This window comes from Kaarinaea lacus, assembly GCF_975902315.1.
Genome location: NZ_CDLKIE010000522.1, coordinates 1 through 4,612, shown reverse-complemented (window position 1 = coordinate 4,612; position 4,612 = coordinate 1). Strand labels below are relative to the sequence as shown.

Here is a 4,612-nt window from a genome sequence, read left to right as displayed (position 1 = left end):
TTCTCGCGGGTTACGCGAAAAACGCTCATCCCTATGATTTTTACAGCGTGCGTTATGTTTTTGCGGGTGCGGAAAAGCTCAAGGACGAGGTGCGCGAGTTATGGGAAAACAAGTTTGGCGTGCGTATCTTTGAAGGCTATGGCGCAACAGAATGCAGTCCGGTGATTGCGGTGAATACACCCATGGGTAATAAGGCGGGTACGGTAGGGCGCTTTTTACCAGCGATGGAATATTACCTTGATCCTGTTCCTGGCCTGAAATCGGGCGCCCGTCTCTATGTAAAAGGACCCAATGTCATGTTGGGCTATCTGTTACTGGATAATCCTGCCAAACTGGTGCCGCCTGTCAGTGACCAGGGAGAAGGGTGGTATGACACGGGGGATATTGTTGAAGTCGATGAGAGTGGCTATGTGACCATTCGTGGCCGTCTCAAACGTTTTGCCAAGATTGCCGGTGAGATGGTGTCACTGACCGCGGTAGAGGCACTGGCGAGTAAGGTGTGGCCAGATGCACAGCATGCTGCGGTGGCGACACCCGATGAGCGTAAAGGTGAGCAGATCGTATTGATGACAACACAGAAGGATGCTGATCGTCAGGCAGTGCTACAACAGGCACAGCGGGAAAATATGAGTGAGCTTAATGTGCCGCGGAGTATTATGCACGTGGTTGCAGTACCCGTGTTGGGTACCGGGAAAACAGATTATGTTGCGGCGCAGTCGATTGTGGAAGAAACGAAGTAGCGCGTCGTACATTTGGCAGAAAAAAAGCGCGAGTTATAAACTCGCGCTTTTTTTACTTTCTTAGATGGAGGCGATTATTTTTGAGCAACAGCGCTGACACTTTTAAATTCCGCGCAGCTTTCCTTGACGCCCAGGCTACAGCCAATTTCAAACTCAAGCGCGGCATCACGCATGTTGCCAATGACTTTATAGGCATGTCCGCGATTATGGTAGCCGGGCCCAAAATTGGGGTTCAATGCAATGGCCTGATCGGCATCGAGTAAAGCTTCATTGGCGTGTCCCGCTTCGGCCAATGCGCCAGCACGGTTGGCATAGGCTCGGTAGTTTTCCGGATCTGCATTGATTGCCTTGGTTGCCCATTCAATCACTTCTTCCCAGCGATTTTTTTCCATCGCAGCCGCAGATTGTTCCAGGTAATAGTTTGCTTCTTCGGTTTTGTTATCCGGGCGAAAACCAGCCAGCTCCTTGAAATTATCGCAACCGATTTCCAGTTTTTTACCACAGGCTTTTTCGTAAAAACGAACGGCTTCGTTGAGTGATCCTTTCTTCTGTAACAGGTAGCCCTTCATGTTGATAGCCAGGGCATTGTTAGGATTCAGTGCCAGCGCGGTATCTACGTCAGTGTGTGCCTTATCTTTATAACCGTGTTTAATGTACGCAGTTGCACGATTAACATAAGGGATATCAAAATCGCGATTCAGGTTGATGGCGGCACTGGCTGTGCGAATCGCGTCAATCCATTCATCTTTTTGCAGATGCTGGTAACTTTTGTTCGTCCACTCGGCCACTTTTGGCGAAACCTGCATATTGGAAGAAGAAGATGTAGCGCCGGTACCCCGTTGGGCATCACCGGCGCCTGCCATAGTGGCATCTGCCTCTGCTCTGGTCACTGAATAAAACGGCTTTTCAATCTGCTGAATACGCATTACCACGTAACGCGCGTTGTAAACCTTGTTCGGCGAATTTTGTGGTGGTGTTTTATGGAGTTTTACCTGCGTAGTAAAGAAGTAACGTGGAAATACCACGGTGCCGGATTTGTCCCAGTTGCGATCTTCACGCGATGGAGCATTAACCATGGTCTTAACCACTGCGCCTGCTGTGTTTTGGCCTTCGGTACTGCTGGTGGCCACATAATCAGTAGCGACCTGGGGCTGTACCAGTTCAAAGTAAGTCGCGCCTTGCTTCAGGACCATTTTGGCAATTTTGTCGAAAGCGATCTCTTGTGCGCGGTCTTTACTATAGTAGGCGTTGTTCCAGAAACCGACTTTAACGTTTTGCTCGTCCTGGACCTGGAAGCGAAATTCTGTGTTGCCGGCAGCACTTTGACCCGCAAATGCGATCAAGGAAATTGCAGCTACCTTTAAACTTATTGATTTGATTAATGTTTTCATAACCAATATCCTGTGTTTATTCTACAAAACTGTCTATATTTCATTCAGGTTATCGGCGGGGACCTTTTTTTCTTTATATTTTGAACCCCATCACAGGGGGGGTGGGATGCAGGTCACTCAAGTGTCGATTGCATGGAGCATTCTATGCCTGCATTGTGTAATTGATAGTTAACCTGTTGATAATTAAGCTCTATAATACTCCCACTGTTTCTGTAACCACTAATGGAATCCCTTTAGGCATGAATCCGATGGACAGGCGAGCGTTTCTAAAATCAATGGCTGCACTTTCGGTGGGTCTGACGGGTTGTCAGTACATGCCGTATGAAGGCTTTTTCAATGACTGCCTCGATGCCAGGCTTCCCGAATCACTAGCCAACAGCGAGCTCGTTAAGGCGACATGGGAGGGGATTGATACACAACAGGTGTGGGATTGTCACTGTCACCTCATTGGGATCGGAGATTCCGACTCCGGGATTTGGGTCAGTCCCGAGATGCAATCGTTCCTGAATCCCCTGCAATTGACCCAGTTTAAATTTTATATGAATGCGTCATGTGCCACATCTGGGAATAAAAAAACCATTGACGAAGGTGTGGTGCAGCGAATGCTGGATTTACATGCGGACCTGCCTGAAGGGTTTCGCTATATGCTGCTGGGATTTGACTATTATCGCAATGAAGACGGCACCATTAATCATGAATACAGTCCGTTTCATACACCAAACGAGTATGCCCGGCAATTGGCAAACACGTATCCCAGCCAGTTTGAATGGATCGCTTCAATTCATCCTTATCGGGAAGATGCTGTTATTGCCCTGCAAAGCGCAGTAAACAACAATGCGCGCGCTATCAAGTGGTTGCCCAGCGCGATGGGTATCGATGCCAGTAGTCCGAAGTGCGATGCATTTTATGAAGCCCTGGTAAAGCACGATCTACCTTTGCTAACCCATGTTGGGGCGGAATACGCCGTTGATACACCCACCGGACAAACTTATAACAACCCGCTATTGTTCCGCCGCGCCCTAGATCATGGGGTAAGGGTGATCTTTGCGCACTGTGCTACATTAGGAAAAAGCGTCGATATCGACCGGGGTAATAATGGTCCTGAGGAGCACAATCTGGAATTGTTTGCGCGCCTGATGGCTGAACCTCGCTATGAACACCTGGCGTTGGGTGATATTTCTGCGATTACCCAGGTTAATCGCGATCGCTGGAAAGTGGAAAAGATTGTTGAAACCGATGAATGGCATGACCGGTTACTCTATGGATCAGACTATCCACTGCCCGGTGTAATGCCAGTATTTTCACCGTTGAACTTCGTTGATTGGGATATGTTGTCCAGCAAAGATGCGGAGATAATGTCACAAGTACGGCATTATAATCCTGTACTGTTTGATGTTATGCTTAAACGACACATTAAGGTAAAAGGTAAAAGCTTTAAAGCCAGTGTGTTTGAGTCACGCAGGCATTTTGTGAAACCCAACACGGCTTAGAAACGGGTAGCTATTTTAAATCCCTCTCAATCCCCCTTTAAAAAGGGGGAGGTTAAGACAGTCAAATGGCGTAGGGTATAAGTCCCCTCCTTTACAAAGGCGGGCGAGGGAGGATTTAATAGAATAAATCCCCCTCAGTCCCCCTTTAAAAAGGGGGAGGTTAAGATGGTCTAATGACGTAGGATGTAAGTTCCCTCCTTTGTAAAGGCGGGCGAGGGAGGATTTAATGCAGCTACCCCATAATTACAAATATTATAAATTAAAAAATTACAATGGAATAACCTATGAGCCAGGCACAATTCACATCTGATTTACTGGATTTTATCGAAGATTCACCCACACCATTTCATGTGGTGCAGAATATGATAAATATTCTGCGTGAAAATGGTTTTGCCGAATTAAAGGAATCGGATCAGTGGAGTCTGCTGCCTGGGCAGAACTACTATGTCACACGCAATGGCTCTTCGATCATTGCCTTTCGAACCAGCGCTAACGATGTCGTGAAGACGGGTGTACGTATGGTGGGTGCACACACCGACAGTCCTTGTCTTAAAGTTAAACCCTCACCGGAGATAACACAGAAGGGCTACCTGCAACTGGGTGTAGAGGTCTATGGCGGTGCTTTGTTTAGCCCCTGGTTCGACCGTGATTTATCTCTGGCAGGTCGCATTAACTATGTGACCAAGTATGGTCAACTGGAAACTGCCCTTATTGATTTTAAAGATCCTATCGCCGTTATTCCCAGCCTGGCGATTCATCTGGATCGTAAGGTTAATGAAGAACGCAATATCAATCCTCAAAAAGAGCTGCCGCCGGTGATCATGCAGGTTAAGGAAGATGAAACAAAAGACTTTCGTGAATTATTGAAAATGCAGCTATTGAGTGAAAATCCGGAAAGTTCAGTGGAGGAAGTGCTGGACTATGATCTTTATTTTTATGACACACAAGCGCCAGCTATTGTGGGACTGGATGAAGAGTTTATTTGTAGTGC

At 47.2% G+C, this 4,612-nt stretch carries 4 protein-coding genes; 3 read left to right on the top strand and 1 reads right to left on the bottom strand.

What is annotated here, in order from left to right:
• A partial coding sequence (locus tag ACWVCM_RS16255; RefSeq protein WP_455202820.1) for an AMP-binding protein occupies window positions 1-740 on the top strand: 740 nt, incomplete at its 5' end.
• Between the two features lie 74 nt (window positions 741-814).
• On the opposite strand, the gene ACWVCM_RS16250 is transcribed toward ACWVCM_RS16255, so the two are convergent.
• Complete coding sequence (locus ACWVCM_RS16250) at window positions 815-2,131, bottom strand: tetratricopeptide repeat protein (RefSeq protein WP_455202819.1); 1,317 nt, start codon at window positions 2,129-2,131, stop codon at window positions 815-817.
• Between the two features lie 239 nt (window positions 2,132-2,370).
• Here ACWVCM_RS16250 and ACWVCM_RS16245 point away from each other — a divergent pair, with 239 nt between their 5' ends.
• A complete protein-coding gene (locus ACWVCM_RS16245) occupies window positions 2,371-3,621 on the top strand; it encodes an amidohydrolase family protein (RefSeq protein ID WP_455202818.1) in 1,251 nt (416 codons plus the stop codon).
• 284 nt (window positions 3,622-3,905) lie between these two features.
• The coding region (locus ACWVCM_RS16240) for a hypothetical protein (protein WP_455202817.1) at window positions 3,906-4,612 on the top strand (707 nt) is incomplete at its 3' end.

Bases quoted from the DNA above. Each gene is read 5' to 3' on its own strand.
- ACWVCM_RS16250 (WP_455202819.1), bottom strand. From the start codon at position 2,131: ATGAAAACATTAATCAAATCAATAAGTTTAAAGGTAGCTGCAATTTCC.
- ACWVCM_RS16245 (WP_455202818.1), top strand. From the start codon at position 2,371: ATGAATCCGATGGACAGGCGAGCGTTTCTAAAATCAATGGCTGCACTT.